Genomic DNA, 25006 nt, shown 5'->3' on the forward strand with positions numbered 1-25006 from the left:
AAGCCTTTCGGCCGGCTCCGGGTAGGGTCCGGGACATGATCGGATTCGTACGGAACGTCCGCCTGTGGTTCGCGCCCGGGGAGATCCGGGAAGAGGGCCGGACGCCCGACTACCGGTTCTCGCTGGCGAACGAGCGCACCTTTCTGGCCTGGCTGCGCACCGCGCTCGCCCTGGTCGGCGGCGGCTTCGCCGTCGACCAGTTCCTGCCGGATCTGCGCTGGGGCTGGCGGGTGGGGCTGGCGCTCGCACTGCTCGGTGCGGGCGTGCTGTGTTCCCTGCGTGCGGTCAATCACTGGGTGCGCTGCGAGCAGGCCATGCGACGTGGCGAGGACCTGCCGGTGTCCCGGTTCCCGGCGGTGCTGAGCGTCGTCGTCGCGGTCGTCGCCCTGGCGATGGTCGTGGTCGTGCTCGTCGGGTGGGAGGGGTGAACCCGGCGGCGGAGCCCGAGCGGGACCCCGGCCTGCAGCCCGAGCGGACCCGGCTCGCCTGGCGCCGTACGACACTGGCGGCCACCGTGGCCGCCGTACTCGCCATGAAGTCCGCGCTGCAGCACGAGATCTCCGCGGCCGGTGTCGTCGTGTCCGCCCTGTGCCTCGTCCTCTGGCTGGGCTTCCTTTCGGTCGCCCAGCGCCGGGTCCTAGCCCTCTCCGCGACGGCACGACCGCAGGCCCTCGCCCCCCGGCACGCCACCGCGGCGGTCCTGTGCACGGTGGCGCTGGCGGTGTGCGGCGCGGCGCTGGTCCTCTAGTCCCTCCGCTCCTCCGCCGCCTCCCAGTCCACCGTCACCACGATCTTGCCGCGCGTCCGGCCCTCCTCGTTCAGCCGGTACGCGTCCGCCGCGCGGTCCAGGGGGAATGTCTCGGACACGTGGACGCTCACCACGCCCTGCTCGGCCAGTTCGGTCAGCCGCAGGAGATCGTCGGCGTCGGGTCGTACGAAGTAGTAGCGGCCGCCGTAGTCGACCACGCCGCCGTCGGCGATGGAGACCAGCCGGCCTTCCGGGGCGAGGAGGTTCGCCGCGGCCTTCAGCGCCTCGCCGCCGACGGTGTCGAACACCGCGTCCACGCCCTCGGGGGCCAGCCCGCGCACCCGCTCGGCGACGCCCTCGCCGTACTCGACCGGCTCGCCGCCGAGGCCCCGGACGAAGGCGTGGTTGTGCTCACTGGCCGTGCCGATGACGCGGGCGCCGAAGTGGCGGGCGAGCTGGACGGCGACGGAGCCGACCCCGCCGGCCGCGGCGTGCACCAGGACGGTCTCGCCGCGCTTGACCCGGAGCACCTCGACGAGCACCTGGTAGGCGGTCAGCCCGACCAGCGGCAGGCCGGCCGCCTCCTCGAAGGACAGGTTGCGCGGCTTGCGGGCGAGGGTGCGCAGGGGGGCGGCGACGTACTCGGCGAAGGTGCCGCGGGAGAGGAAGTCCTCGCGCACGTATCCGATGACCTCGTCGCCGACGGCGAACTCCGAGACGGAGACGCCCGGCTGGACCACCACACCGGAGAGGTCCCAGCCGGGGACCACCGGGAAGACGGCTTCGAGGGCGCCGTCGAGGTAACCCTCGCGGCACTTCCAGTCGACCGGGTTGACGGCCGCCGCCCGCACCTTGACCAGCACCGAGTCGGGGCCGACCTTGGGGTCGCTCACCTCCCCGTAGGCGAGCACATCGGCGCCGCCGTAGCGTGAGTAGCTGATGCCCTTCATGGCTCCGACCCTCCGGGGTACCCGTACGCCACGCAAGCCGAATGACCGGATATGCGCCGTTCGCGTGGCAGCCTGTCCGTCGTCATCACCCGCGCCTTCGAAGGTGAGCACCATGACCACCCTCCACCAGGAACACGCCTCCCACACCCATGTTCACGGACCCGACTGCGGCCACGCCGAGGTGCCGCACGGCGACCACATCGACTACGCGCACAACGGGCATCTGCACCGGGAGCACGGCGGACACTGGGACGAGTGCGAGCCGGGCGGGCACACCGCCCACGAGGGGCATCAGCACCAGCACGGCGAGGCCTGCGGGCACGAGAGCGTGCTGCACGGCGACCACGTCGACTATCTCCACGACGGTCACCGGCACGCCGCCCACGACGGCCACTGGGACGACCACTGAGGCCCTGACCCGGCCGAAAGAAGCGGTCCGACAGCTCCCCGACGCCCTGCGCGGGGAGCTGTCGGCCTATCGTGGCTCCGATCACGTTGGGCTCACCCACTGGACGACATACCGACCGGTCGGCATCATTGGTCGGGTCCCGTTCACCTGCCCGTAGGAGCACCGATGAGCCCCGACCACCCGCCCGGACTCGATCTCGACCGGCTGCGCGTGCTGCTCGACCGCGAGCGGCCCGGCCTGGTGCACGGCCCCCTGACCGGCCGGCTGATCGAGGGTGGACGGTCGAACCTCACCTACGCGCTCTCCGACGGCACCTCGCGCTGGGTCGTACGGCGGCCTCCGCTCGGCCATGTCCTGGCCACCGCGCACGACATGAGGCGCGAGCACCGGGTGATCAGCGCCCTGCACCCGACGAGCGTGCCGGTGCCTGAGCCGATCCTGTTGTGCGAGGACGAGGACGTGCTCGGGGCACCGTTCTACGTCATGGAGTTCGTGGAGGGCACCCCGTACCGCACCGCCGACCAGCTCGTCCCGCTGGGTGCGGAGCGCACGCGCCAGGCGGTGCTCTCGCTGGTGGACACGCTGGTGGACCTGCACGCGGTGGACCCCGCCGAGGTGGGCCTCGCGGACTTCGGCCGCCCCGAGGGTTTCCTCGACCGGCAACTGCGGCGCTGGGGCAAGCAGTTGGACGCCTCCCGCAATCGTGAGCTGGCCGGCATCGACGAACTGCACGCGACGCTCGGGCGCCGGCTGCCGACCTCGCCCGTGCCGACGGTGATCCACGGCGACTACCGGCTGGACAACGTCCTGATCGGCGACGACGACCGGATCAAGGCGATCCTGGACTGGGAGATGTCCACGCTCGGCGATCCGCTCACCGACCTGGGGCTGCTGGTGATGTACAGCCTGCCGCTGGGCATGGCCGACTCCCCCGTCTCCACCACCGCCGAGGCGCCGGGCCACCCCGATCCGGCCGAACTGATCGAGCGGTACGCCGCCCGGTCGGAGCGCGACGTCTCGGCCGTCTCCTGGTACACGGCGTTCGCCTGGTTCAAGCTCGCCGTGATCCTGGAGGGCATCCACTACCGCTACACACTGGGCCAGACGGTCGGGCGCGGCTTCGACCGCATCGGCGATCTGGTCCCGGTCTTCATCGAGCACGGTCTGACCACTCTTCAGGAAGGCTGACGGGCCATGGACTTCGCGTTCGACGCGCGCACCGAGGAACTGCGCGCCAAACTGCTCGCCTTCATGGACGAGTACGTCTACCCGGCCGAGGCGGTGGCGGAGGAGCAGCGGGCCGCGCTGGCGTCCCCCTGGGACACCCCGGCCGTGGTCGAGGAGTTGAAGGCGGAGGCGCGCAGGCAGGGCCTGTGGAACCTCTTCCTGCCGGACTCCGAGTACGGCGCCGGACTGACCAACCTCCAGTACGCCCCGCTCGCCGAGATCACCGGCCGTTCCCCGCACCTGGCGCCCACCGCGCTGAACTGCGCGGCGCCCGACACCGGCAACATGGAGGTGCTGCACCAGTTCGGCGACGAGCGGCAGAAGAAGCAGTGGCTGGAGCCGCTGCTGGCGGGCGAGATCCGCTCGGCGTTCGCCATGACCGAGCCGGAGGTGGCCTCCTCGGACGCCACCAACATCACGACGCACATCGAGCGGGACGGCGACGAGTACGTCGTCACCGGCCGCAAGTGGTACATCTCCGGGGCGATGAACCCGGACTGCAAGATCTTCATCGTGATGGGCAAGACGGACCCGGACGGCGCGGACATCCGCCGGCAGCAGTCCATGGTGCTGGTCCCCCGCGACACCCCTGGCGTCACCGTCAAGCGCGCCATGCAGGTGTTCGGCTACGAGGACCACTCCCACGGCGGTCACGCCGAGGTGATCTTCGACCACGCGCGCGTGCCGGTGTCGAACCTGATCGGCGAGGAGGGCGGCGGCTTCGCCATCGCCCAGGCCCGGCTGGGCCCCGGCCGTATCCACCACTGCATGCGGCTGATCGGCATGGCCGAGCGGGCGATCGAGCTGATGTGCCGGCGGGCCGTTACGCGTACCGCGTTCGGCAAGGCGCTGGCCCAGCAGGGCGTGGTGCACAACTGGATCGCCGACGCGCGCGTGACGGTCGAGCAGCTGCGGCTGCTGGTGCTGAAGACGGCCTGGCTGATGGACACCGTCGGCAACCGTGGCGCCCACACCGAGATCCAGGCCATCAAGATCGCCACGCCCCGCGCGGTCGTCGACATCATCGACCGGGCGATCCAGCTGCACGGTGCGGGCGGCGTCAGCCAGGACTTCCCGCTGGCCGAGCTGTACGCGGGCGCCCGGACGCTGATGATCGCCGACGGTCCCGACGAGGTGCACCAGCGGTCGCTGGCGCGACGGGAACTGAAGAAGTACGTGTGACCGACACGTGTAAGGGGCGGCCGCATGGACGGCCGCCCCTTACACGTCGACTTCAGGGGCGCAGTGCCCGCAGCAGCAGGTCGGCCAGGTGGTCGGCGACCTCCTGGGGGCTGAGCGGGCCGTCCGGGCGGTACCAGGTCGACAGGTGGTGGACCGAGCCGAAGTGGTAGTCGACCACCAGGTCGGCCGGGGTCGCCTTCGAGAAGACGCCCGCGTCCTGGCCCTCCTCGATGAGCGCGCGGAAGCGCTCGTGGTAGCGCCGGCGCTCGGCGCGCACCTGCTTGTTCTTCTCCGGGCTCAGGTGGTGCATCGAGCGGAAGAAGATCGAGGCGTCGTCGAGGTTCTCGATCGTCGTGACGACGACGTCGGCCGCCGCGGCGCGCAGCCGCTTCTCGATCGGCTCGTCGGCGCCCGCGAAGGCGTCCAGGCGCTCCTGCTGCAGGCGCAGCACGCGCGCGTACACCTCGTGCAGAAGGTCGTCCTTGGAGCCGAAGTAGTGGTACAGCGCCCCCTTGGTGACGCCTGCCGCCTCGACGATCTCCTGCACCGAGGTGCGGTCGTAGCCCTGCGCGGCGAAGAGCCGGGTGGCGGCGGCCAGCAGCCGCTGTGGGACGGGGGTGCCGTCTCCGTCCGTCGTCCTGGGCACTGTGCCGCCACCTGCCTTTCGAAGGTTGTCCACTAGCTGTCTTGCGCTGGGGAACGGAGTTCCCGCCGGAGGATCTTCCCACTTGCCGTCTTCGGCAGGTCGGGCAGTATCTCCACCTGGCGCGGGTATTTGTAGGCGGCCAGTCTCTCCTTGCAGTACGCGGCGAGCGCATCCGGGTCCGTGTCGGCCCCCGGGCGGAGGCTGATGTACGCCTTGACGGTCTCCCCGCGGTACCCGTCGGGCACCCCGACGACGGCCGCCTCGCGCACCGCCGGGTGGGTGTACAGCACGTCCTCGACCTCGCGCGGCCACACCTTGAAGCCGGACGCGTTGATCATGTCCTTCTTGCGGTCGACGACGTACAGCCAGCCCTGGGGGTCCATGAAGCCGATGTCGCCGGTGCGCAGTTCACCCCCGGGGAAGGTCTCGGCGGTGGCGTCCGGGCGCCGCCAGTAGCCGGGGACGACCTGCGGTCCGCTGACGACGATCTCGCCCTGCTCGCCGAAGGGCACTTCCGCCCCCTCGTCGTCGACGATCCGCACGACCGTGTCCGGGCCCGGCGCCCCGACCGCGAGCGTCCCGGACGCCGGATCGACGGGGGCCTCAAGGCCGGGCGGCACGGCGGCGCAGGGCGCGGTGCACTCGGTGAGGCCGTAGCCGTTGCGGATGTACGGCCCGAAGCCGGCCCGGAACTTCTCCACCAGGGCGGGCGGCAGCGGAGCCCCGCCGGAGGAGATGATCCGGAAGGAGGCGAAGTGCTCGCGGGTGACGGACGGGTGGGCGGCCAGGGCCATGAAGGCGGTCGAGGGGCCGACCGTGTAGTGCGGCCGGTGCTCGGCGAACGCGTCGAGGACGACACCCGCCTCGAAGCGGTACGCGAGGACGAGCGTGCCCGCGCTGTTCAGACAGGCACCGAACTGGCACACCATGCCGGTGATGTGGAACAGGGGCGCCAGCGCGAAGTACACGGGCGCCTCGGGCAGCGGCAGTCCGGCCCGCTGCCGTTCGGCGTTGTGCATGATGTTGCCGTGCGTATTGGTGGCGCCCTTGGGGGTGCCGCTGGTGCCCGAGGTGTAGCTGATCAGCGCGAGGTCGGACGGTCGCGGGTCGCGTCCCTCGGGGGCCTTGTGGCCGGCGCGGGCCACGGCCGCCAGGTCGTCGGCGTCGGCGGCCTGCGTCAGCCGTTCGAAGGTGAGCACGCGCGCGTCACCGCGGGTCTGGAAATCCAACTCACAGCCTGTGAGCACGATCCGCACGGGCGAGTCGGCCGCCGTCTCGCGCAGATACGACTCCCAGGCCCGGTCGGAGCAGATCAGCGCCGCCGCCTCGGCGTCCCGCAGGACGTGTGCCATCTCGCCGGACTTGTACATGGGGTTGACCGGCACGACGGTCGCGCCCGCCTTCCAGGCGCCGAGCACGGCGAGCACGAAGTGCGGGGAGTTCTGCAGCAGCACGGCCACCCGGTCGCCGCGCTCCAGGCCACGGGCGGCGAGGTGACCGGCGACGGAGTCGCTCAGCTCGTCGATCTCGTCGTAGGTGAGGCGGCCGTCGAAGTAGGCGAGGAAGGTGCGGTCCGGGGTCTCGGCGACGGCCCGGCGCAGGGCGTGCACCAGTGAGTCGGCCGGGTCGATCGGGGCGCGCTGGGCATCGTCGAGCAGAGCGAGCCAGGGCTTGGCCGCGTACCGGGACGCGCTCACCGCGCCGCCTCCCACTTCTGCTGGATGTGGTTCATGGTGCTCAGCCAGCGGTCGGGCTCACCCGCCCTGGCCTGGTAGTACCCGGCGACCTCGGGGTGCGGCAGGATCAGGAAGCGGTCCTCCTCGATGCCCTTGAACAGGGCGTCGGCGACGTCGTCCGGCTCGATCGCGGTCGGCTGGAGCACCAGTTCACCGGCGCTGCCGCTGGCGGTGAGCATGTCGGTGCGCACGCCCTGCGGACAGATCGCGTGGACCTTGACGCCACGGTGCCGGTAGGTCAGCGACAGCCACTCGGCGAAGGCGTACGCGCCGTGCTTGGTGACGCTGTAGGGCGCGGCGCCGATCATGGTGAGCAGCCCGGCGGCGGAGACGGTGGAGACGAACCGCCCGTGCCCGCGCTCCAGCCACCCCGGGATCAGCTCCTGCGCCGCCCGGACGTGGGCCATGACGTTGACGTCCCAGGCGAGCGCCCAGACGTCTTCCCCGGCGGCTTCGGACCCGCCGGAGCCGACGCCGGCGTTGGCGCAGTACACGTCGATGTCCCCGCCGAGGGCGTCACGGGCATCTCCTACGACGGTGGAGGCATCGCCGGGCACCGCGGTCCCGCCGATCTCGGCGGCGACGGCCTCGGCCTTGGCCACATCGAGATCGTTGACGACGACCCGGGCCCCCGCGGAGGCGAACCGCCGGGCCAGTGCGGCCCCGATCCCGCCACCCGCTCCGGTGACCACGACTCCGGCATCCTGCAAGGCTTCCACCATCGGTCTCCTTCGACTTACGGCACACGGCTCCGCGCCAGACTAACCGGTCGGTATGTATCAGAGGAAGGGCAAGGGAAGCGCCGGTAGGGGCGCGGGGAACTGCGCGACAAGCCACAGACGACCGACAGCTTACGAACCTCAGCGACCACCCCTTACCGTGCCCCCATGCGCCTATCCAGACGAACTCTCCTGGCGGCAACCCCGGCCTTGGCGGCGGCCACCACAACCTCCGCGGCCGCATCCGAACAAGGCCGCCGCCTGCGAACCGGCTTCGAACGCCTGGTCGCCGACGGCTACTCCGTACTCGACGGCCAGCGCATCGGAATCGTCACCAACCCGACCGGCATCACCCGCACCGCTCGGCACATCGTCGACGTCATGCACGAAGACGAAAGGGTGGATCTCAGGGCCGTCTTCGGCCCGGAACACGGCTTTCGCGGCACCGCCCAGGCCGGCGGCTCCGAGGGCCGCTACGACGACCCCGCGACCGGCCTCCCGGTCTACGACACGTATCTCAAGAGCGGTCAGCCCCTCGCCGACATCTTCACCGCGTCCGGCGTCGACACGGTCGCCTTCGACATCCAGGACGTCGGCGCCCGCTTCTACACGTACATCTGGACGCTGTACGACTGCATGGAGGCGGCCCGGCTCGCGGGGAAACGGTTCGTCGTGCTCGACCGCCCCAACCCGGTGACCGGCCGCTCCGCCGAAGGCCCCGTGCTGCACAAGGAGTTCGCCACGTTCGTCGGCCGGCAGCCGATCTCGCAGGCGCACGGGATGACGGTCGCGGAGCTGGCCCTGCTGTTCAACGGGGAGTTCCTGACCGAGCCGGTGCCGCTGGAGACGGTGACGATGACGGGCTGGCGGCGCTCGGAGTTCTACGACGCCTCGGGCCTGCCGTGGGTGCCGCCGAGCCCGAACATGCCGACCCCCGACACCGCCCTCGTGTACTCCGGGACGTGCCTCTTCGAGGGGACGAACCTCTCGGAGGGCCGTGGCACCACGCGCCCCTTCGAACTTCTCGGCGCGGAGGGCATCGACCGGCGGTGGGCCGCGGCCGCGAACGAACTGGGGCTGCCCGGCGTGCACTTCAGGGAGGCGTACTTCACGCCCACCTTCTCCAAGTTCCAGGGCAAGACCGTCGGCGGCGTACAGGTCCACGTCCACGACCGCGCGGCCTACGACCCCGTACGCACCGGGATCGCCCTCCTCGTGACCGCCAAGCGGACCTTCGCCGGCTTCACTTGGCGCGCGGACAACTGGATCGACAAGCTCACCGGCTCCACTCAGGTCCGTACGGCGATCGACGCGGGCGCGGACCCCGACGAGGTGGTGGCCGGCTGGCAGGACGAACTCGCGGCGTTCCGGGGGATTCGAAAGGAATACCTCCTCTACAGATGACCCGTACCGTATGGCCAACTCTGCCCCGTGGCGGGACGATGCGACCGCATCGCACCGTCACGGGGGACGAGGAGACCGGTCATGACACGACCCGCAGTGAGCGTGAGTCCCTACTGGGAGCTGACCTTCGACGCGGACGGCGACCCGGAGGCCCGCGGGCGCGACCGGCTGCTCGCCGGGGTCGTCCGGCACGAGGTGCGTGAGCTGCTGGTCTTCGCGCACGGCTGGAACAACGACCGCTCCGGCGCGACCCGGCTCTACGACCGCTTCTTCGCGCCGGTGCCGGAGCTCGCGCCGCGGGCCCGGATCGGGTACGTGGGTGTGGTGTGGCCGTCGATGCGTTTCTCGGACGAGCCGATCCCCGACTTCCCGCGCGCCGCCGCGGCCGACGTACCGCCGCGCCCGGTGCTCGACAAGGACACCCGGCACGCGCTGCTGGAGACGTTCCCCGGGCGGGCCACGGTGATCGAGCAGATCGCCCGGCTGCTGGAGCAGCAGTCGCGCGAGGAGGCCGAGCTGGAGGAGTTCGGGCGGCTGGTGCGGATGCTGGTGGAGCTGGTGCCGCCGGGTCCGCAGGCGCTGTTCGCGGCGGACACGCTGTCGGAGGGCGTGCCGCAGGACGGACCGGCGATGCTGCACGGGCCGGTGGCCGAGGCGTGCGAGGTGTTCGCGCGGGCCCTGGCGCAGCTCGAAGCGCCGGGCGAGGCTCCGGAGGCTTCCTTCGCGCTGCCGAATCCGTGGGACGGGGCGCACGAACTGCTGCGGCAGGCGACCTACTTCGCGATGAAGCGGCGGGCCGGGACGGTGGGCGAGCGCGGGCTCGGGCGGGTGATCGGGCAGCTCGCGGCGCGCTCGCCGGAGGTGCGGGTGCATCTGGTCGGGCACAGCTTCGGCGGGCGGCTGGTGTCGTTCGCGCTGCGCGGTCTGCCCAAGGGGGTGCACACGGTGAAGTCCGTGACGCTGCTCCAAGGGGCCTTCTCGCACTACGCGTTCGCGGCCCGGCTGCCGCACGACACGCGCGCGGGTGGGGTGCTCCAGGGGCAGCACAACCGGATCGACGGCCCCCTGGTGTGCTGCTACTCCCGTCACGACCAGGCGCTGGGCACCATGTATCCGCTGGCCTCCCGGATGGCGGGCCACGACCGGGAGGTCGCGGGGCTGGACCTCGGGCAGGCGCTGGGCGCCAAGTGGGGGGCGATGGGCCACGACGGGGTGCAGGCCGTGCCCGGCACCCGGTCGCTGAAGCTCGCGGACGCGCTGCGCGGCCCGCTCCCGGCGTCCGGGTGCGTGAACGTCGACGCCGCGGCGGTGGTCCGGCGCGGCGGGCCGCCCGCCGGGGCGCACAGCGACATCGTGCACCGGGAGCTGGCCCAGCTGGTGCTGGCGGCGGGCCGCGTCCGCTGACCCGCCGCCGTCACCTCACCGATGTGAGGTGAACTCCACGACCTGCTGGTACGTCGGCCGGTTCTGCCAGCTGATCGTGGGGTGCGTGATACCGCCGAGCGGGCGCTGGACGATGGCGTCGGCGCACCACTGGTTGCCCGCCGCGCACACGTCGTCGCCGGGGTAGACCTGGGCCGCGGTCCGTCCGGCCGCCTCCTTGAGGGTGCTGATCAGGCTGTCCCGGCAGGCGCTCAGGCTGCCGCCGCCGCAGTACTCGTGGGCCAGTGGTCCCTGCACCGGCTCACCGAGCACGGCCCGTAGATCCTTGTCGACATAGCTCCACCAGCCGTACTGGAAGGCGCTGCCGGCGTGGGAACCGGTGGGTCCGTGGGCGGCCGACGGGGACTCGTCGACCGGCAGGTTGTTGGTGAAGGCGGAGTACAGGTCGGCGCCGAGGCCCGGTTCGAACTCGGTCCTCACCAGCAGCGGCCACCACGCGTCCAGGATGCGGATCGCGTCGGCGTGCGCGTACGTCTTCGAGCCCGCCGACGTCTCGGTGCGCCGGGAGCCCGCCGAGACCCAGGCGGACAGCTTGTCGGCCGCCGCCTTGGCCGTGGAGTCCGTCACCGGTGAGCTGTTGACCACCTTCAGCAGGTCCGGCAGGACGTCCTCGGCGCGCAGGTCGGTCAGGCCCGCCTCGGCCATCGCCTTCACCAGGGAGGCCCGGGTCACCCCGCCGGCCGCGACCAGCTTCTTCACCCGGTCGTCGAGGAGGTTGCCGCGGTGCACGGAGCCGTCGCCCCAGGGGGCGGTGGTGTAGTCGGCGGCCTGCTTGTTGTTCCAGGAGACGTAGTAGTCCTGGTCGACCGAGTTGGGGTGCTGCGAGGGCGGTGTGTAGTCGGCGGTGTTGGTCGCCGGGTCGAAGTTCCGCCACTCGTAGGCCGACTGCGCCCACACCGGGAGCTCGGCGTCGACGCCGGTCGCGCGCACCGGGTTGTCGCCGCTGTTGTAGTACGCGGTGTGTTCGGAGTCCACATAGAACCAGTTGAAGGTGTAGTTGATGTGCTGCACCGCTGTCTGGAACGTCGCGGGGCTGTTGAGGTAGTCGGGGTCGTTCAGCATCTGGAAGCCGATGATCGAGTCGGCCTCGTGCATGAAGGACGAGCGCAGGGTGGTGTAGGCGACCTTCTTGCCGTCGACGGTCGCGCGGTGCGAGACGGGCCCGTACTTGGTGCGCCAGACCCGCATCGTGTACGAGCCGGCCGGCGTGCTGTCGGCGGTCGTCGGCGTCCAGGCGTTCTTCTGCTCGACCTTCTCCATCGCCGTGCAGGTGCCGCGGTACAGGTAGTGGTAGTCGTCCTGGCAGAGCTCGACGGCGTAGCTGTCGATGATGTCCTGGCCGGATGTCGTCGCGCTCCACGAGTAGTCCTGGCCGCGGCCGAGTTCGACGTACATGCTCAGGCCCGCGAAGGAGGCGCCGCGGGCGCTGATGCCCGGGCCCTGGATCTCCTGGAGCATCAGGAGCTGGGGTGCGAAGTAGCCGGTCTGCGGGCCGAAGACGGCTACGGGGTGGCCGCTCGCGGTGTGCTCGCCGCTGACCACCAGGGCGTTGGACATGCCGCGCCGGGCCGAGCTCATGGCCGACTTCGCCGCCGCGGTCGAGGTGGCGCCGGCGGCGGAGGTCGCCGCGCTGCCGGTGCGGTCGTACACGAGCTGCTCCGTGGTCACCGAGCCGCCGTCGGGCAGGGCCTCGCCCTGCGGGTCGGCGGGCTTGGTGGCATAGGGGAAGCTCTTGTCGTGGACGGTGACGACGGCCTCGGGGTCGTTGCGCATCCGGAAGGACTCCCAGACCTCGGTGCCCTCGGTCACGCCGTACTTCTCCTGGGCGGCCAGCAGGGAGATGGCGTTGTTCACCTCGCCGCCGCCCCCGGAGCCGAACAGTGCGCCGATGACCGAGGCGAGCGCGACCAGGTCGGTGGGCTTGAAGTGCTCGATGGTGCCGGCATTGGTGACGGAGTCCTTGTGGCCGGTCAGGACGTACTCGCCGGGGAAGTAGCGGCCGCTGTCGGAGGCGTCGATGTAGGCGTTGATGCCGGCGACGTAAGCGTTTACGTCGGCGAGGGCCTGCTGTCCGCGGGCGCCGGCCGAGGCGACGGCGCTGTCGATCTGGGCCTGGAGATCGGCCTCGGTGTAGGGGGCGTGGCGCCAGAACTCCTGCTCCAGGCCCTGGTTGGAGGTCGCGCCGCCGGCGAAGGAGGTCAACTGGCCGCGTCCGACGTGCCGGAAGACGTCCATCAGCCACAGCCGGTCCTCGGCCGCCGCATAGCCGGCGCCGAACTCCGTGCCGTATCTGGTGGTGCCGGTGATGTGCGGCACACCCGTCTTCTTGTCGCGGACGATCGTCACGTCACTGCGGCCGGCGGGCCGGACGGTGGAGGCGACCTGGTCGGCGGGGACCCCGAAGGACGCGTCGTTGAAGAACGCGGTGAGGCCGGCGTTGGTGAGCGTCGGGTAGCCGGTGGCGAGGTTGGCGTAGGGGCCGAGCTGGTCGGACGAGTGGGCGGGACGGGAGCCGAAGGCCTGGTGGAGCAGGATCTGGGCCAGGGTGGCGTTGCCGTTCTCGCCGGGCGGCAGGATGTCGGAACACTGGCTTCCGCAGTGGTCGGTGACGGCCGTCACCTCCGCTTCCGCGGCCTGTGCGGCGGAGGCCGCCTGGGAGAGCGGGGACAGAAGACCGGCTATGAGGACGCATACGGATGCGGCCTTCAGGAACCCGTGGGTTCTGCCGGGAGTTCTCAGTCTGACGAGAGCGGTGTGTGGGATACGCCGTGGCATGGCAGCTCCTACCGACGTGGGATGAGCCGGACGTTACCGCCGGTATCCCCGGGATTGAAGATGAACATGCGTCAGGTTTCGCAGTCACGGGGAGGCCCGGGCGGGCGGCTTATGGGGCTCATCGGAAAACGGATGGAGCCGAATCGCTTGTCGATACGTCTATTCGGCGACGTCCGTACGACGACGCCGAAGTGACCGAAGTACAGGTGCAGGTGTGACGGAGGTGCAGGGCGATGGCCGGTTTTCGGAGTCTGGCGAGACAGGTGCGAGATCCGCGGTGCGATCTGGCGCTGCGGCGCTACTCGCTGCGCAAGTGCCTTGAACGTTTTGCTCCTTACGGGCACAGGGCGACCTGGGACCACTTGTGCTCCCGGGCGGGATTCGGTCCGGAGGACCGCTCCCCCGATCCTGCGCGGCTCGTGGCCGCGTTGGACGAGCTGGAGGAGGCGCGTTCGGTGTGGCTGGCCTATGAGGTCGAGTTCGCCCGGCGCCGGAAGAAGGAGAAGCACGACGGACTGCGCAGGCCGGGGAGTGTCGATGACTGGCACCGGCTGACCTGGGGCGGGTTCGGTGTGGCGTGGTGCGACGACCCGCGGGTCCACCCCCGTGAGCCGCTGGCCGAGGTACTGCGCCGACTGATCTCCGCGTTGGAGCGCGATCCCGGTGCCGACTGCCCCGTGTGCGGCGGGGAGCGGCTGATCTGGAAGTACGACCTGGCCCATGAACCGTCGTCGGGCCCGGTCTGCACGGCGTGCGGAATCGTGGTGCCGCGTCCGGTGCTGACGCCGGAGGCCCTGGCGAGCGCCAGGAGGGAACGGCGGCTGCTCATCTCCGCGTGAGCGCTCGCGCTGGGAAGGCCGTGTTGAATCCGCGGGCCGGTGGGGGCTGGGCGCGCCCACGCGGCGGAGCCGCATGTCGATAGAGCCCCGCGCCCCTGACGGGCGCGTGACGCGCCGGAGTCCACCAGGGCCGCTCTGCACGACGGGGGTGCGCCGGGGATGCCGCACCCCCCACATGACGGTGAGCGGATCATTTGTGACGGCTCAGGCCCGTTGTCAGTGGCGACTGTCACCATCGGGGCATGGTGCAGGTCTGTCTGAACGGGGCCCGAGGGGCCGGCGACGGTGTGATGGTGCCGCTCTCGCCGGAGGCGCTGGCCGAGTCCGCGGCCGAGGCTGTCGCGGCCGGGGCCACGGATGTGCATGTTCACCCCAAAACCCCCTGTGGGCAGGACAGTCTGTCGCCGCGTGTGGTCGGGCCGGCGCTGGAGGCGATACGGGCGCGGGTGTCCGTGCCGGTCGGGGTGACCACGGGTGCCTGGGCGGAGCCGGATCCCGCGGCGCGCACGGAGCGCATCCGGTCCTGGACCGTGCTGCCGGACCACGCCTCGGTCAACTGGCACGAGCCGGGCGCGGAGGAGGTGGCCGCCGCCCTGATCGACCTGGGTGTCGGGGTGGAGGCCGGGATCTGGTCGGGGACGGACGCGGCCGCGCGGTTTGCCGTCTCGCCGCTCGGACCGAAGGTGCTGCGGGTGCTGGCCGAGGTGACGGACACGTCGCCGGACACGGCCGAGGACAGTGCGCGGACGCTGCTGGCCGACCTGGGGTCCGCCTTCGGCCGCCCGATCCTGTTGCACGGCGAGGACGAAGGCGCATGGCCGGTGCTGCGGCTGGCCGGGCGGCTGGGGCTGGCGACGCGGGTGGGCCTGGAGGACACACTGGTTCTGCCGGACGGGGAACGGGCGCGGTCGAACGCGGAGTTGGTGACGGAGGGGCTGGTCCAGTACGGCCGGGCGGCGCCGGGGCGGGACCGTAGCAGGCGGTAATCCGTTCGCTCCACCCCTTTCGCGTACGGACAGTTGGAGGCGATGAGACCGAACTGATCGATGCCTAGCAATCCCAGGAACGAGGACTCCCATGTCGACGCTGCGCGTCACCGCCGAAGTGCTGACCGTCCACGAGCATCCCAACGCCGACGCGCTGGAGCTGGCCCAGGTGGGCCTGTACCGGGCCGTCGTCGCCAAGGGTGCGTACCGCTCCGGCGAGGTGGCCGTGTACATCCCCGAGCAGTCCGTGCTGCCGTTCGCGCTGATCGAGGAGCTGGGGCTGACCGGGCGGCTGGCGGGGAGCAACTCCGACCGGGTCAAGGCGGTACGGCTGCGCGGTGAGCTGTCGCAGGGGATCGTGTGCCGGCCCAAGGCGCTGGCGGACGTCGATCTGGCTCGGGCGGCGGAGGAGGGGACGGACTTCGCGGAGCGGCTCGGTGTCACCAAATGGGTGCCGCCGATACCGCCGACGATGTCGGGCGAGGTGGAGTCCGCGCCGGAACTGCTGCCGTGGGTCGACATCGAGAACATCCAGCGGTACCCGGACATCTTCACGGCGGGCGAGCCGGTGGTGCTGACGGAGAAGCTGCACGGGTCGGCGTGCCTGGTCACGTATGTGGCGGAGGAGGACCGGGTGTACGTGTCCTCCAAGGGGTTCGGTTCGAAGTCCCTGGCGCTGAAGGAGGATCCGCGGAATCTGTACTGGCGGGCGGTGCGGGGGCACGGTGTCGCCGAGGTCGCGGCGCGGCTGGCCGGGCGGCTGGGGGCGCGGCGGGTCGGGATCTTCGGTGAGGTGTACGGGGCCGGGGTGCAGGACCTGACGTACGGGGCCGATGGGCGGCGGGAGACGCTGGGGTACGCCGTGTTCGACGTGTCGGCGGAGATCGACGGGGCGGTGCGGTGGCTGGACGCGGGTGAACTCGTCGGGGAGTCGCTGCCGTTGGTGCCGCGGCTGTACTCGGGGCCGTACGACAGCGACCGGGTGCTGTCGATCGCCACCGGGCGGGAGACCGTGTCCGGGCGTGAGCTGCATCTGCGGGAGGGCGTCGTGATCCGTCCGGCCGCGGAGCGGTACAGCCCCGTGACGGGAGGCCGAGCCATCGCCAAGGCGGTGAGCCCGGCCTACCTGACCCGAAAGGGGGGCACGGAGTTCGAGTGACGACCGGACCGGGGTTGACGGGGTGCCGCCTGCGCCCACCCGTGCCGCCCTTAGGCGGCACGCATGCCCGCAGGATGAGCGGCTTCATCGGCACCGCCTGCCCGGGTGGGCGCCGGCCTGGGCGGCGCTCATGCCCGCGGACTGACGGCACCTTTTCGGCGCCGGTCCGCATCATCCAGCCCGTCCGGCGTTTGAGGACGAGGCCGTTCAGGCCGATCGGGGGTCCAGGGGGCGGAGCCCCCTGGGCGGGGGCGAGTCAGCCGGCTTGGGCCGGGCCCCTGCGTTCCACCAGTAGGCGGGAGCCTGTGAGGCGGTCGCCGAAGACGTCGTCCGGGTTGGAGAGGACGCAGGTGTCGAGGGAGAGGCAGCCGCAGCCGATGCAGTCGGTGAGGTGGTCTCGCAGGCGGTTGAGCTGGGTGATGCGTTCGTCCAGCTCGGCCCGCCACGCCTCCGAAAGACGCGCCCAGTCCTCGTGCGTGGGCGTGCGCTCCTCGGGAAGCTCGGCCAGCGCCGAACGAATCGTGGCCAGCGGAATGCCCACCCGCTGCGCGGCACGGATGAAGGCGACCCGCCGCAGGGTGTCCCGGCCGTAGCGCCGCTGGTTGCCCGCGGTGCGCCGACTGGCGATCAGCCCCTTGGACTCGTAGAAGTGCAGGGCGGAAACGGCGGCCCCGCTGCGCGCGGCGACCTGCCCGACCGTGAGTTCATGGATCTTCTCGGGAATCTGAGGCACCCCTCGGAGCCTACCCACCCCGACAGCCGCCCGGTCCGTTGACAGGGAGCTTCCACCCGAGCATGCTAAGCAGTCGCTTAGAGTTTGGGAGGCCAGGGACATGGCAGAGCCGAGGAGCTTCACTTCCGTCGACGACCTGAAGGCGGCGGTGGGCGAGCAGCTGGGGTACACGGACTGGCTGGAGGTCGACCAGAAGCGGATCGATCTCTTCGCGGACGCCACCGGCGACCACCAGTGGATCCACGTCGACCCGGAGAAGGCCGCCACGGGGCCGTTCGGGACCACCATCGCGCACGGCTATCTCACCCTCTCCCTGCTGCCCCTGTTCGGACCGCAGCTGATCAAGGTCGAGGGCATGAAGATGGGCGTCAACTACGGCACGAACAAGGTCCGTTTCCCGGCCCCGGTCCCCGTCGGCTCACGGCTGCGCGCCACCGCCACTGTGACCGGCGTCGACGACGTACCCGGCGGCATCCAGATGACGGTCGCGTTCACCGTGGAACGCGAGGGCGGCGACAAGCCCGTATGCGTCGCCGAGTCCGTGTCGCGCTACTACCTGTAGGGGACTACTTCGCGCCCACCATCCGCAGCACGAGGTCGGCGTAGAGCGCGCCGACCTCGTCGGGCGTCCGCGAGCCGTTGACGTTGAACCAGCGGGCCACGTCGATGCAGAGGGAGAGCACGGCGAGGGTGGTGCCCTTGACGTCCGGCACGTCGAACTCGCCCGCCGCGACACCGTCCTCGATGATCCCGCGCACCTCGGCGTCCACCTGGCGGCGCAGCGCGAGGATCTCGGCGCGGGCCTCGGGGCCGAGCGAGTCCAGTTCGTACTGGACCACACGGGCGGTCGTACGGCCTCCCGCGTGCCAGCGGACGAAGGAGCTGACGGCGTCGGCGAGCCGCTCGGTCGCGGTGCCCTCGCGGGCGGACGCGGTGCGCAGGATCTCCAGGGCCTTCTCGTGGCCGATCCGGCTGATCCGGTGGAGCAGCTCTTCCTTGGTCTTGTAGTGGATGTAGAGCGCGGCGGGGCTCATCCCCGCCCGGCCCGCGATGTCGCGGGTCGTCGTGGCGTGGTAGCCGCGCTCGGCGAAGGCCTCCACCGCGGCGATCAGCAGCCGCCGCGCCGCGTCGGGCGTGACCTCGCCCCACGCCGCCGTCTCGCCGCCGGCCGTCTCCTCCGCCGTACTCATCGCTCGATCGCCCCTCTCGCTGACAGGGTGACCACCATACCGCCGACGGTGAGCGGGCGCTTAGCGTGCGGGTTCAGAGCTTTTCGAACGGGCTGTAGGCCCGGGCGGCCGTCTCGGCGTCCTGCCGGTCGCGGATCACCTTGGCGAGCGTGAAGGCGGAGGTGACCAGGTACAGGACGGCGATGGCGAGGAAGGCGCGCACCCATGCGTCGGCGTCCAGCCGGTAGATGCCGATGGCGGTGGCCGCCATGGCGACGGCGAAGGAGGCGATGGCCTGGCCGTAGAAGGCGGCCGTGTTCTGCTGCTTGACCGGTGTGTCACTCATGGGGAAAGCATCGGCGGACGTGGCCCGCGCCACATCCGCCCGGCTACTCAGTTCACGTACTCACTTCACCCGCTCAGAACGCCGAGACCCCCGTCAGTGCCCGCCCGATGACCAGCTTCTGGATCTGACTGGTGCCCTCGTAGAGGGTCATCACCCGGGCGTCGCGCAGCAGCTTGCCCGCCGGGTACTCGTCGATGTAGCCGTAGCCGCCGAAGACCTGGAGGGCGTTGTTGGCGGCGCGGACGGCGGCCTCCGAGGCGAAGAGCTTGGCCTTGGAGGACTCGGTGGTGAAGGGCAGCCCGCGGTCGATCAGGTCGGCGACCCGCCAGGTCAGCAGCCGGGCGGCGTCCACGTCGACGGCGATGTCACTGATCAGCTCCTGCACCAGCTGGTGGTGGGCGATGGTCTTCCCGAACTGCTCGCGCTCCCCCGCGTACTTCACCGCCACGTCCAGGGCCGCCTGCGCCAGGCCCACACAGCCCGCCGCCACCGACATCCGCCCCTTGGCGAGGGCCGACATGGCGACCGAGAACCCCTTGCCCTCCTCGCCCAGCAGCGCGGCGGCGGGCACGCGCACGTCCTCCAGGACGAGTTCGGCGGTGGCCTGGCCGCGCAGGCCGAGCTTGCCGTGGATCGTACGGCGGGTCAGGCCGGGGGTGTCGGTGGGGACGAGGAAGGCGGAGACGCCCTTGTGGCCGGGCGCGTCCGTGGACCGGGCGAAGAGCAGGACGACGTCGGCCCAGGTGCCGTTGGTGATGAACATCTTGGTGCCGTTGATGACGTAATCGTCGCCGTCGCGGACCGCGCGGGTGGCGAGGTTGCCCGCGTCGGAGCCGGTGCCCGGCTCGGTGAGGCCGAAGCAGCCGACGTACTCGCCGGAGGTGAGGCCCGGCAGCCAGCGCCGCTTCTGCTCCTCGCTCCCCCAGCCGGCGATGGTCTTGGCGACCAGGCCGAGGGAGACGGAGACGATGCCGCGCACGGCGGAGTCCCCGCGGCCCAGTTCCTCGGTGACCAGGCAGTACGCGAGGTGGTCGCCGCCCGAGCCGCCGTACTCCTCGTCGATGGTCAGACCGAGGAAGCCGACCTCGCCGAGCTTCTTCACGATCGACCGGTCGACGTCCTCGGCCCGGTCCCAGGCGACGACGTGCGGGGCGATCTCGCGGGTCACGAAGTCCCGGGCCAGCTGCCGTACGGCGGTCTGCTCCTCGCTGAGCTCCAGGTTCATGCCGAGTCACCCCACAGAGACGGATCTTGAAAGCCGTACATTTAAATTAGCACTGCTAGTTTCCGATTGCAGCCCTACTATGTGCGCCATGGCCCGACCGCGCAAGCCCCTGCTCAGCACCGACCGGATCGTCGGGACCGCCCGCGCGCTCGTGGACGCGGAGGGCCTCGCGGCCGTCTCCACGCGGCGCCTCGCGGCGGAACTGGGGGTGAGCGGGCCGTCGTTGTACAACCACTTCCGGACCAAGGACGAGATCCTTGAGGCCGTCGCCGACTCGGTGAGCGCGCAGGTCGACCTGTCGATGTTCGAGGACGGACGGGACTGGCGGACGGCGCTGCACGACTGGGCCGTGTCGTATCGGGCCGCGCTGCGCGACCATTCGAACATCGTTCCGGTGCTCGCCCGGGGGCCGGGGCGGCGGCCGGCCGCGCTGCGGCTCGCCGACGCGGTCTACGGCGCGATGGTCGAGGCGGGGTGGCCGGCGGCGCAGGCGACGTCGATCGGGGCGTTGATGCGGTACTTCATCATGGGGTCGGCGCTGGGGTCGTTCGCAGGGGGATTCGTCGATGACGTGAGCGCGTACGACCCTGCGGATTATCCGCACCTCGGGCAGGCGCACCTTCTTGCCGAGCGGCAGGAGAAGATCGATGAGCGGGCGTTCGAGACGGGGTTGGCCGCACTGTTGGACGGGTTGGCTCAGCAGTTCGAGCAGCTGCGCTGAAGGCTTCGTCCTGAATACTTCGGCTGTCGCCGAACCGTCCGGCGCGCATGCTGAACCCATGACCGATCGCGACGTACGCGCACCCCACCTCGCCAAGCTCACCGGGCTTCTCGCCGACGAGACCCGGGCCGCCTGTCTGCTGGCGTTGCTCGACGGGCGGGCCTGGACCGCGGGTGAGCTGGCCCGGCATGTGGGGGTCGCCGCGTCGACGCTCAGTGAGCATCTGGGAAAGCTCGTCGCGGGTGGGCTGCTCGCCGAGGAACGGCAGGGGCGGCACCGGTATGTGCGGCTGGCCGACGCGCGGGCCGCACAGCTGGTGGAGGACCTGGCCGCGTATGTGGCGCCGGGGGCCGTCGCTCGGCCCCGGAACCTGCGGCAGGCCGGTGCCGCCTCCGCGATGGCCCGCGGCCGCACCTGCTACGACCACCTCGCCGGACGGCTCGGCATCGCGGTCACCGACGCGCTGACCGGCCGGGGTCTGCTGCACCAGGAGGCCGGGTTCGCGCTCACGGACGCGGGGCTGGCCTGGTTCGACTCCGCCGGCATCCCGCTGGAGCGCACGGGCCGGCGCCCGCTCGCCCGCGCCTGCCTCGACTGGACCGAGCGGCGCCCGCACCTCGGGGGCGCCGCGGGCGCCGCGCTCTGCCGGCACGCCCTGGACACCGGCTGGTGCGTACGCATCGGCTCCGAGCGGGCGGTGAAGGTGACGGCGACCGGTGAACGTGCGCTGTCCGAACTGCTCGGCATCCGGGCCCGGTCGCTGGGCTGACATCTGGACTGCTCGGCGTGCGGGCCCCGTTACCGCGCTCACACCCGAACCACCCTGCATCCAGGCCCCGCTACCGCACTCACGCCCGAGCTGCTCGACACCCAAGCCCGGTCATGGCGCTGACATCCGAACCACTCGACACCCAAGCCCCGCCACCGCGCCCAAGCCCGAACCACTCGACACCCAAGCCCCGCCACCGCGCCCAAGCCCGAACCACTCGACACCCAAGCCCCGCCACCGCGCGCAAGCCCGAACCACTCGACACCCGGCCCCCGCCACCACACTCACGTCCGAAATCCGCGAGCACTCCCCTCCCTCCCCTCTCTAGCGTCTGGAGCATGATGAACGCACGTCGTACCGATCTGCTCGCTGCCGGGGCCGTTGTGGTCACCCTGGTGCTGTGGGCCTCTGCCTTTGTCTCGATCCGGAGCGCGGGTGCCGAGTACTCGCCGGGTGCGCTGGCGCTGGGGCGGCTGTTGGCCGGGGTGATCGTCCTCGGGAGCATCTGTGCCGTGCGGCGGGAGGGGTGGCCTCCGCGGGCGGCGTGGCGCGGGATCGCGATATCCGGGCTGCTGTGGTTCGGCTTCTACATGGTGGCCCTGAACTGGGGCGAGCAGCAGGTCGACGCGGGCACGGCGGCCCTCGTGGTGAACATCGGGCCGATCCTCGTCGCGCTGCTCGGCGCGCGGCTGCTCGGGGATCCGATGCCGCCACGGCTGCTGGGGGGCATGGCGGTGTCGTTCGCGGGCGCGGTGACGGTGGGTCTTTCGATGTCGGGCGGCGGCGGTTCCTCGCTGCTCGGCGTGGTGCTGTGTCTGCTGGCCGCGGTCGGCTACGCCGGGGGCGTCGTCGCGCAGAAGCCGGCGCTGGCGCGGGCGAGCGCGCTCCAGGTGACGACGTTCGGTTGTCTGGTCGGGGCGGTGGCGTGTCTGCCGTTCGCCGGGCAGCTGGTGCGGGACGCGGCCGAGGCGCCCGTGTCGGCGACGCTCAACATGGTCTATCTGGGGGTCTTTCCGACCGCGCTCGCCTTCACGACGTGGGCTTACGCGCTGGCCCGGACGACCGCGAGCCGCATGGGTGCGACGACGTACGCGGTGCCCGCGCTGGTCGTGCTGATGTCGTGGCTGGTGCTCGGTGAGGTACCGGGGGTACTGACGCTGGCGGGTGGGGTGCTGTGTCTGTTGGGGGTGGCCGTTTCGCGGTCCAGGTCCAGGTCCCGGGCTGCGGCGCCCGCGGCGAGGGCGGTGCCGCAGCCCGAGGAGGCCTCTGAGTCGGCGTGACCGCTCAGAACACCACCAGCGCCCGTCCCCCCTTGCCCGCCAGCATGTTCTCGAACGCCGCCGGGATGCCTTCCAGGCCGATCCGTTCCGTCACCAGCATGCCCAGGTCCAGGCGGCCCTCGCGGACGTGGTCGGCCAGGACGGGGAGGTCCTTGGCGGGGTCGCAGTTGCCGTAGACGCAGCCGGAGAGGGTGCGGCCCCAGTGGAAGATCTCCAGGGCGTTGAAGGTGACCTGCTGGTCCTTGCCGCCGATGCCGACGACCGTCGTGCGGCCGCCGCGGCGGGTGGAGTCCCAGGCCGTGCGGATGGTGGCGGCGCGGCCCACGCACTCGATCGCCACGTCGACGCCCTGCTTGCCGGTGAGGGCGCGGATCCCGCGGGCCGTCTCCTCCGAGGCGACCACGTACTCCGTGGCGCCGGCCGCGCGGGCCAGCTCCTCCTTCGCCGGGGAGACATCGACCGCCACGATCTTCGACGCGCCCGCGATCCGGGCCGCCTGGAGTGCGGCGAGGCCCACTCCCCCGACGCCGTACACCGCGACCGTCTCGCCGGGGCGTACCTGTGCGGAGTGGTGGACGGCGCCGTAGCCGGTGAGGACGGCGCAGCCCAGCAGGGCCGCGTCGGTGAGGGGAACGCCTTCCGGGGCGGGCAGGACGCAGGCGGCCGAGACGACCGTCTCCTCGGCGAACGCGGCGACGTTCAGGCCGGGGTGGAGGTCGGCGCCGTCGGAGGCGCGGCGGGCGTACACGTCCGCGACGCCGTTCAGCGCGTTGGCGCACAGCCAGACCTCGCCGAGCGAGCAGGCGTGGCAACTTCCGCAGGAAGGCGCCCAGTTGAGGACGACCTCGGCGCCCGGCGCGACGTGGGTGACGCCTTCGCCGACGGCCACGACCGTGCCCGCGCCCTCGTGGCCGAGGACGGCCGGGACGGGGACCCGCATGGTGCCGTTGGACAGGGACAGGTCGGAGTGGCAGACCCCGGCGGCGGCGAGCCGGACGCGGACCTGGCCGGGGCCGGGGTCCGGGAGGTCGATCTCGGTGATCTCCAGAGGAGCACCCACGGCGGGGACGACAGCGGCGCGAACCATGTGCGGAGGGCTCCTCTTAGAACTGGAGGGACTTGGTCTGGAGGTACTCGGACAGGCCGTGCGCGCCGAGCTCCCGGCCGACGCCGGACTGCTTGTAACCGCCGAAGGGGGCAAGGGGGTTGAAGCGGCCGCCGTTGATGTCGACCTGCCCGGTCTCCATCCGGCGGGCGAAGGCGACCGCCTCCGACTCGTCGCCGGCCCAGACGGCGCCGGCCAGGCCGTAGACCGTGCCGTTGGCGATGCGGAGGGCGTCGTCCTCGTCCTCGTAGCGGATGATCGACAGGACCGGGCCGAAGATCTCCTCCTGGGCGATGGTCATCTCCGGCCGTACGTCGGCGAAGACCGTCGGGCTGACGAACCAGCCCTGCTCGCGCGGGGATTCGGGGCCGCCGGCGACCAGGCGGGCGCCCTCGGCGATGCCCTTGCGGATGTAACCGCGCACCCGTGCCTGCTGCTTGGCGCTGACCACCGGGCCGATGCGGTCGCCGTACTTGGCGGCGGCCGTGGCGGCGAGCTCGACCGCCTCCTCGTATTGCGCGGTGTGCACCAGCATGCGGGTCCACGCGCTGCACGTCTGGCCGGAGTTGGACATGACGTTGGCGACGCCGACGTTGACGGCCTTGGCGAGGTCGGCGCTCGGCAGGATGACGTTCGCGGACTTGCCGCCCAGTTCGAGGGCGACCTTCTTGACGGCGCCCGCGGCGGTCGCGCCGATCTGCCGGCCGACGGCGGTGGAGCCGGTGAAGGAGACCAGGTCGACGCCCGGGTGCTCGGCGAGGGCCTGTCCGGCGACCGGGCCGAGGCCGGTGACCAGGTTGAAGACGCCCGCCGGGAGCTGGGCCTCGTGCACCGCCTCGGCGAAGAGCTGGGCGGTCAGCGGGGTGTCCTCGGCGGGCTTCAGGACGATGGTGCAGCCGGCCGCGAGCGCGGGGGCGACCTTGGCGACGATCTGGTGGAGGGGGTAGTTCCAGGGGGTGATCGCGCCGACCACGCCGACCGGCTCGTGCAGGACGGTGGAGTTGCCGACCTTCTCCTCGAAGGAGTGGGTCGCCGCGAGTTCGGCGTAGGAGGCGGCGACGGCGATCGGTACGGCGGCGTGGACCGCCTGCGAGAAGGCGAGCGGTGAGCCGAGTTCGGCGGTGACCGTTTCGGCGATCTCGTCCTTGCGGGCGGTGAGGATGTCCCGCAGGGCGGCGAGGCGCTGCGCGCGTTCGGCGGGCGGGGTGGCGGCCCAGCCCGCCAGTGCGCTGCGCGCGGCTCGTACGGCGGTGTCCACGTCCGCGGCGGTCCCTGCGGGGACCTGGGCGATGACCTGCTCGTCGGCCGGGTTCACGACGTCGATCGTGTCCCGGTCGGGGGCGGCGTGCCAGGCGCCGTCGATGTAGAAGCCGTCGTGTGCCTTCACTGCGTTGCCTCCGCGCCGTTTGTACCTGCGGGTTCGTTGTGGTTGCTC

25 protein-coding genes are annotated in these 25006 nt (G+C 71.5%); 14 read left to right on the forward strand and 11 right to left on the reverse strand.

Annotated features, from left to right (window positions below; translation table 11 throughout):
- Nucleotides 1–35: 35 nt before the first annotated feature.
- Nucleotides 36–428: a DUF202 domain-containing protein gene (locus AB0Q90_RS25935; protein WP_363160891.1), complete on the forward strand. Its 393-nt coding sequence runs from the start codon at nt 36–38 to the stop codon at nt 426–428.
- Nucleotides 425–748: a DUF202 domain-containing protein gene (locus tag AB0Q90_RS25940; protein ID WP_363160892.1), complete on the forward strand. Its 324-nt coding sequence runs from the start codon at nt 425–427 to the stop codon at nt 746–748. The genes AB0Q90_RS25935 and AB0Q90_RS25940 overlap by 4 nt, the downstream gene beginning before the upstream one ends.
- Here AB0Q90_RS25940 and AB0Q90_RS25945 read toward each other — a convergent pair.
- Complete coding sequence (locus tag AB0Q90_RS25945) at nt 745–1698, reverse strand: NADP-dependent oxidoreductase (RefSeq protein ID WP_363160893.1); 954 nt, start codon at nt 1696–1698, stop codon at nt 745–747. The two genes, AB0Q90_RS25940 and AB0Q90_RS25945, sit on opposite strands and share 4 nt — an antisense overlap.
- Before the next feature lie 112 nt (nt 1699–1810).
- On the opposite strand from AB0Q90_RS25945, the gene AB0Q90_RS25950 reads away from it, so the two are divergent.
- From AB0Q90_RS25950 to AB0Q90_RS25960, 3 genes are all read left to right on the forward strand, one after another.
- Nucleotides 1811–2107, forward strand: a complete 297-nt coding sequence (locus AB0Q90_RS25950) for a hypothetical protein (protein ID WP_363160894.1) — start codon at nt 1811–1813, stop codon at nt 2105–2107.
- A gap of 165 nt (nt 2108–2272) precedes the next feature.
- Nucleotides 2273–3295, forward strand: a complete 1023-nt coding sequence (locus AB0Q90_RS25955; protein WP_363160895.1) for a phosphotransferase family protein — start codon at nt 2273–2275, stop codon at nt 3293–3295.
- 6 nt (nt 3296–3301) lie between these two features.
- The gene (locus AB0Q90_RS25960) at nt 3302–4516 is read left to right on the forward strand and encodes an acyl-CoA dehydrogenase (protein ID WP_363160896.1); all 1215 of its coding nucleotides are present in this window, start codon (nt 3302–3304) and stop codon (nt 4514–4516) included.
- Between the two features lie 52 nt (nt 4517–4568).
- On the opposite strand, the gene AB0Q90_RS25965 is transcribed toward AB0Q90_RS25960, so the two are convergent.
- From AB0Q90_RS25965 to AB0Q90_RS25975, 3 genes are read right to left on the reverse strand one after another with little or no spacing between them, the layout of a single operon-like run.
- Nucleotides 4569–5162 carry a TetR/AcrR family transcriptional regulator gene (locus AB0Q90_RS25965; RefSeq protein WP_363160897.1) on the reverse strand — a complete coding sequence of 198 codons (594 nt, stop codon included), beginning with the start codon at nt 5160–5162 and terminating at the stop codon, nt 4569–4571.
- Between the two features lie 32 nt (nt 5163–5194).
- On the reverse strand, nt 5195–6859 hold the full coding sequence (locus tag AB0Q90_RS25970; RefSeq protein ID WP_363160898.1) for an AMP-binding protein: 1665 nt from the start codon (nt 6857–6859) through the stop codon (nt 5195–5197).
- Nucleotides 6856–7620: an SDR family oxidoreductase gene (locus tag AB0Q90_RS25975; RefSeq protein WP_363160899.1), complete on the reverse strand. Its 765-nt coding sequence runs from the start codon at nt 7618–7620 to the stop codon at nt 6856–6858. The genes AB0Q90_RS25970 and AB0Q90_RS25975 overlap by 4 nt, the downstream gene beginning before the upstream one ends.
- Before the next feature lie 165 nt (nt 7621–7785).
- Between AB0Q90_RS25975 and AB0Q90_RS25980 the strand changes: the two genes are divergently transcribed.
- Together AB0Q90_RS25980 and AB0Q90_RS25985 are read left to right on the forward strand one after the other, a co-directional pair.
- The gene (locus AB0Q90_RS25980; protein WP_363160900.1) at nt 7786–9021 is read left to right on the forward strand and encodes a DUF1343 domain-containing protein; all 1236 of its coding nucleotides are present in this window, start codon (nt 7786–7788) and stop codon (nt 9019–9021) included.
- A gap of 81 nt (nt 9022–9102) precedes the next feature.
- Complete coding sequence (locus AB0Q90_RS25985) at nt 9103–10425, forward strand: serine-threonine protein kinase (protein WP_363160901.1); 1323 nt, start codon at nt 9103–9105, stop codon at nt 10423–10425.
- A gap of 15 nt (nt 10426–10440) precedes the next feature.
- Here the strand turns inward: AB0Q90_RS25985 and AB0Q90_RS25990 are convergent, their stop codons facing one another.
- On the reverse strand, nt 10441–13239 hold the full coding sequence (locus AB0Q90_RS25990) for a penicillin acylase family protein (protein ID WP_363160902.1): 2799 nt from the start codon (nt 13237–13239) through the stop codon (nt 10441–10443).
- Between the two features lie 233 nt (nt 13240–13472).
- On the opposite strand from AB0Q90_RS25990, the gene AB0Q90_RS25995 reads away from it, so the two are divergent.
- From AB0Q90_RS25995 to AB0Q90_RS26005, 3 genes are all read left to right on the forward strand, one after another.
- Complete coding sequence (locus tag AB0Q90_RS25995) at nt 13473–14078, forward strand: hypothetical protein (RefSeq protein WP_363160903.1); 606 nt, start codon at nt 13473–13475, stop codon at nt 14076–14078.
- A 242-nt stretch (nt 14079–14320) separates the two neighbouring features.
- Nucleotides 14321–15064 (forward strand): 3-keto-5-aminohexanoate cleavage protein, encoded by a 744-nt coding sequence (locus AB0Q90_RS26000; protein ID WP_363160904.1) that lies wholly within the window; start codon nt 14321–14323, stop codon nt 15062–15064.
- A gap of 91 nt (nt 15065–15155) precedes the next feature.
- Complete coding sequence (locus AB0Q90_RS26005) at nt 15156–16223, forward strand: RNA ligase (ATP) (protein WP_363160905.1); 1068 nt, start codon at nt 15156–15158, stop codon at nt 16221–16223.
- Between the two features lie 256 nt (nt 16224–16479).
- On the opposite strand, the gene soxR is transcribed toward AB0Q90_RS26005, so the two are convergent.
- Nucleotides 16480–16956, reverse strand: a complete 477-nt coding sequence (gene soxR, locus AB0Q90_RS26010) for a redox-sensitive transcriptional activator SoxR (RefSeq protein ID WP_363160906.1) — start codon at nt 16954–16956, stop codon at nt 16480–16482.
- A 100-nt stretch (nt 16957–17056) separates the two neighbouring features.
- Here soxR and AB0Q90_RS26015 point away from each other — a divergent pair, with 100 nt between their 5' ends.
- Complete coding sequence (locus tag AB0Q90_RS26015) at nt 17057–17518, forward strand: MaoC family dehydratase (protein WP_363160907.1); 462 nt, start codon at nt 17057–17059, stop codon at nt 17516–17518.
- Between the two features lie 4 nt (nt 17519–17522).
- Here the strand turns inward: AB0Q90_RS26015 and AB0Q90_RS26020 are convergent, their stop codons facing one another.
- The 3 genes from AB0Q90_RS26020 to AB0Q90_RS26030 form a co-directional block, all read right to left on the reverse strand.
- Nucleotides 17523–18146, reverse strand: a complete 624-nt coding sequence (locus tag AB0Q90_RS26020) for a TetR/AcrR family transcriptional regulator (protein ID WP_363160908.1) — start codon at nt 18144–18146, stop codon at nt 17523–17525.
- Between the two features lie 73 nt (nt 18147–18219).
- A complete protein-coding gene (locus AB0Q90_RS26025; RefSeq protein WP_363160909.1) occupies nt 18220–18471 on the reverse strand; it encodes a YiaA/YiaB family inner membrane protein in 252 nt (83 codons plus the stop codon).
- 73 nt (nt 18472–18544) lie between these two features.
- Nucleotides 18545–19696: an acyl-CoA dehydrogenase family protein gene (locus AB0Q90_RS26030; RefSeq protein ID WP_363160910.1), complete on the reverse strand. Its 1152-nt coding sequence runs from the start codon at nt 19694–19696 to the stop codon at nt 18545–18547.
- A gap of 88 nt (nt 19697–19784) precedes the next feature.
- Here AB0Q90_RS26030 and AB0Q90_RS26035 point away from each other — a divergent pair, with 88 nt between their 5' ends.
- The 3 genes from AB0Q90_RS26035 (at nt 19785) to AB0Q90_RS26045 (ending at nt 22466) form a co-directional block, all read left to right on the forward strand.
- Nucleotides 19785–20417 (forward strand): TetR/AcrR family transcriptional regulator, encoded by a 633-nt coding sequence (locus AB0Q90_RS26035; protein WP_363160911.1) that lies wholly within the window; start codon nt 19785–19787, stop codon nt 20415–20417.
- Nucleotides 20418–20475: 58 nt separating this feature from the next.
- Nucleotides 20476–21186 (forward strand): winged helix-turn-helix domain-containing protein, encoded by a 711-nt coding sequence (locus tag AB0Q90_RS26040; protein WP_363160912.1) that lies wholly within the window; start codon nt 20476–20478, stop codon nt 21184–21186.
- 341 nt (nt 21187–21527) lie between these two features.
- Nucleotides 21528–22466, forward strand: a complete 939-nt coding sequence (locus AB0Q90_RS26045) for a DMT family transporter (protein ID WP_363160926.1) — start codon at nt 21528–21530, stop codon at nt 22464–22466.
- A 4-nt stretch (nt 22467–22470) separates the two neighbouring features.
- On the opposite strand, the gene AB0Q90_RS26050 is transcribed toward AB0Q90_RS26045, so the two are convergent.
- Nucleotides 22471–23553, reverse strand: a complete 1083-nt coding sequence (locus AB0Q90_RS26050; RefSeq protein WP_363160913.1) for a Zn-dependent alcohol dehydrogenase — start codon at nt 23551–23553, stop codon at nt 22471–22473.
- A gap of 16 nt (nt 23554–23569) precedes the next feature.
- Nucleotides 23570–24958 carry an aldehyde dehydrogenase family protein gene (locus tag AB0Q90_RS26055; RefSeq protein ID WP_363160914.1) on the reverse strand — a complete coding sequence of 463 codons (1389 nt, stop codon included), beginning with the start codon at nt 24956–24958 and terminating at the stop codon, nt 23570–23572.
- Between the last annotated feature and the right edge of the window lie 48 nt (nt 24959–25006).

Source organism: Streptomyces sp. NPDC079141 (assembly GCF_040686775.1).
Taxonomy (GTDB): Bacteria; Actinomycetota; Actinomycetes; order Streptomycetales; family Streptomycetaceae; genus Streptomyces.

Coding starts and splice junctions, on each gene's coding strand:
- AB0Q90_RS25985 (WP_363160901.1), top strand. CDS start 9,103: ATGACACGACCCGCAGTGAGCGTGAGTCCCTACTGGGAGCTGACCTTC.
- AB0Q90_RS25975 (WP_363160899.1), bottom strand. CDS start 7,620: ATGGTGGAAGCCTTGCAGGATGCCGGAGTCGTGGTCACCGGAGCGGGT.
- AB0Q90_RS25980 (WP_363160900.1), top strand. CDS start 7,786: ATGCGCCTATCCAGACGAACTCTCCTGGCGGCAACCCCGGCCTTGGCG.
- AB0Q90_RS26045 (WP_363160926.1), top strand. CDS start 21,528: ATGAACGCACGTCGTACCGATCTGCTCGCTGCCGGGGCCGTTGTGGTC.
- AB0Q90_RS26050 (WP_363160913.1), bottom strand. CDS start 23,553: ATGGTTCGCGCCGCTGTCGTCCCCGCCGTGGGTGCTCCTCTGGAGATC.
- AB0Q90_RS25950 (WP_363160894.1), top strand. CDS start 1,811: ATGACCACCCTCCACCAGGAACACGCCTCCCACACCCATGTTCACGGA.
- AB0Q90_RS26035 (WP_363160911.1), top strand. CDS start 19,785: ATGGCCCGACCGCGCAAGCCCCTGCTCAGCACCGACCGGATCGTCGGG.
- AB0Q90_RS25955 (WP_363160895.1), top strand. CDS start 2,273: ATGAGCCCCGACCACCCGCCCGGACTCGATCTCGACCGGCTGCGCGTG.
- AB0Q90_RS25945 (WP_363160893.1), bottom strand. CDS start 1,698: ATGAAGGGCATCAGCTACTCACGCTACGGCGGCGCCGATGTGCTCGCC.
- AB0Q90_RS26020 (WP_363160908.1), bottom strand. CDS start 18,146: ATGAGTACGGCGGAGGAGACGGCCGGCGGCGAGACGGCGGCGTGGGGC.
- AB0Q90_RS25990 (WP_363160902.1), bottom strand. CDS start 13,239: ATGCCACGGCGTATCCCACACACCGCTCTCGTCAGACTGAGAACTCCC.
- AB0Q90_RS26005 (WP_363160905.1), top strand. CDS start 15,156: ATGTCGACGCTGCGCGTCACCGCCGAAGTGCTGACCGTCCACGAGCAT.
- AB0Q90_RS26040 (WP_363160912.1), top strand. CDS start 20,476: ATGACCGATCGCGACGTACGCGCACCCCACCTCGCCAAGCTCACCGGG.
- AB0Q90_RS26000 (WP_363160904.1), top strand. CDS start 14,321: ATGGTGCAGGTCTGTCTGAACGGGGCCCGAGGGGCCGGCGACGGTGTG.
- AB0Q90_RS26030 (WP_363160910.1), bottom strand. CDS start 19,696: ATGAACCTGGAGCTCAGCGAGGAGCAGACCGCCGTACGGCAGCTGGCC.
- AB0Q90_RS26025 (WP_363160909.1), bottom strand. CDS start 18,471: ATGAGTGACACACCGGTCAAGCAGCAGAACACGGCCGCCTTCTACGGC.
- AB0Q90_RS25960 (WP_363160896.1), top strand. CDS start 3,302: ATGGACTTCGCGTTCGACGCGCGCACCGAGGAACTGCGCGCCAAACTG.
- AB0Q90_RS25995 (WP_363160903.1), top strand. CDS start 13,473: ATGGCCGGTTTTCGGAGTCTGGCGAGACAGGTGCGAGATCCGCGGTGC.
- AB0Q90_RS26015 (WP_363160907.1), top strand. CDS start 17,057: ATGGCAGAGCCGAGGAGCTTCACTTCCGTCGACGACCTGAAGGCGGCG.
- AB0Q90_RS25935 (WP_363160891.1), top strand. CDS start 36: ATGATCGGATTCGTACGGAACGTCCGCCTGTGGTTCGCGCCCGGGGAG.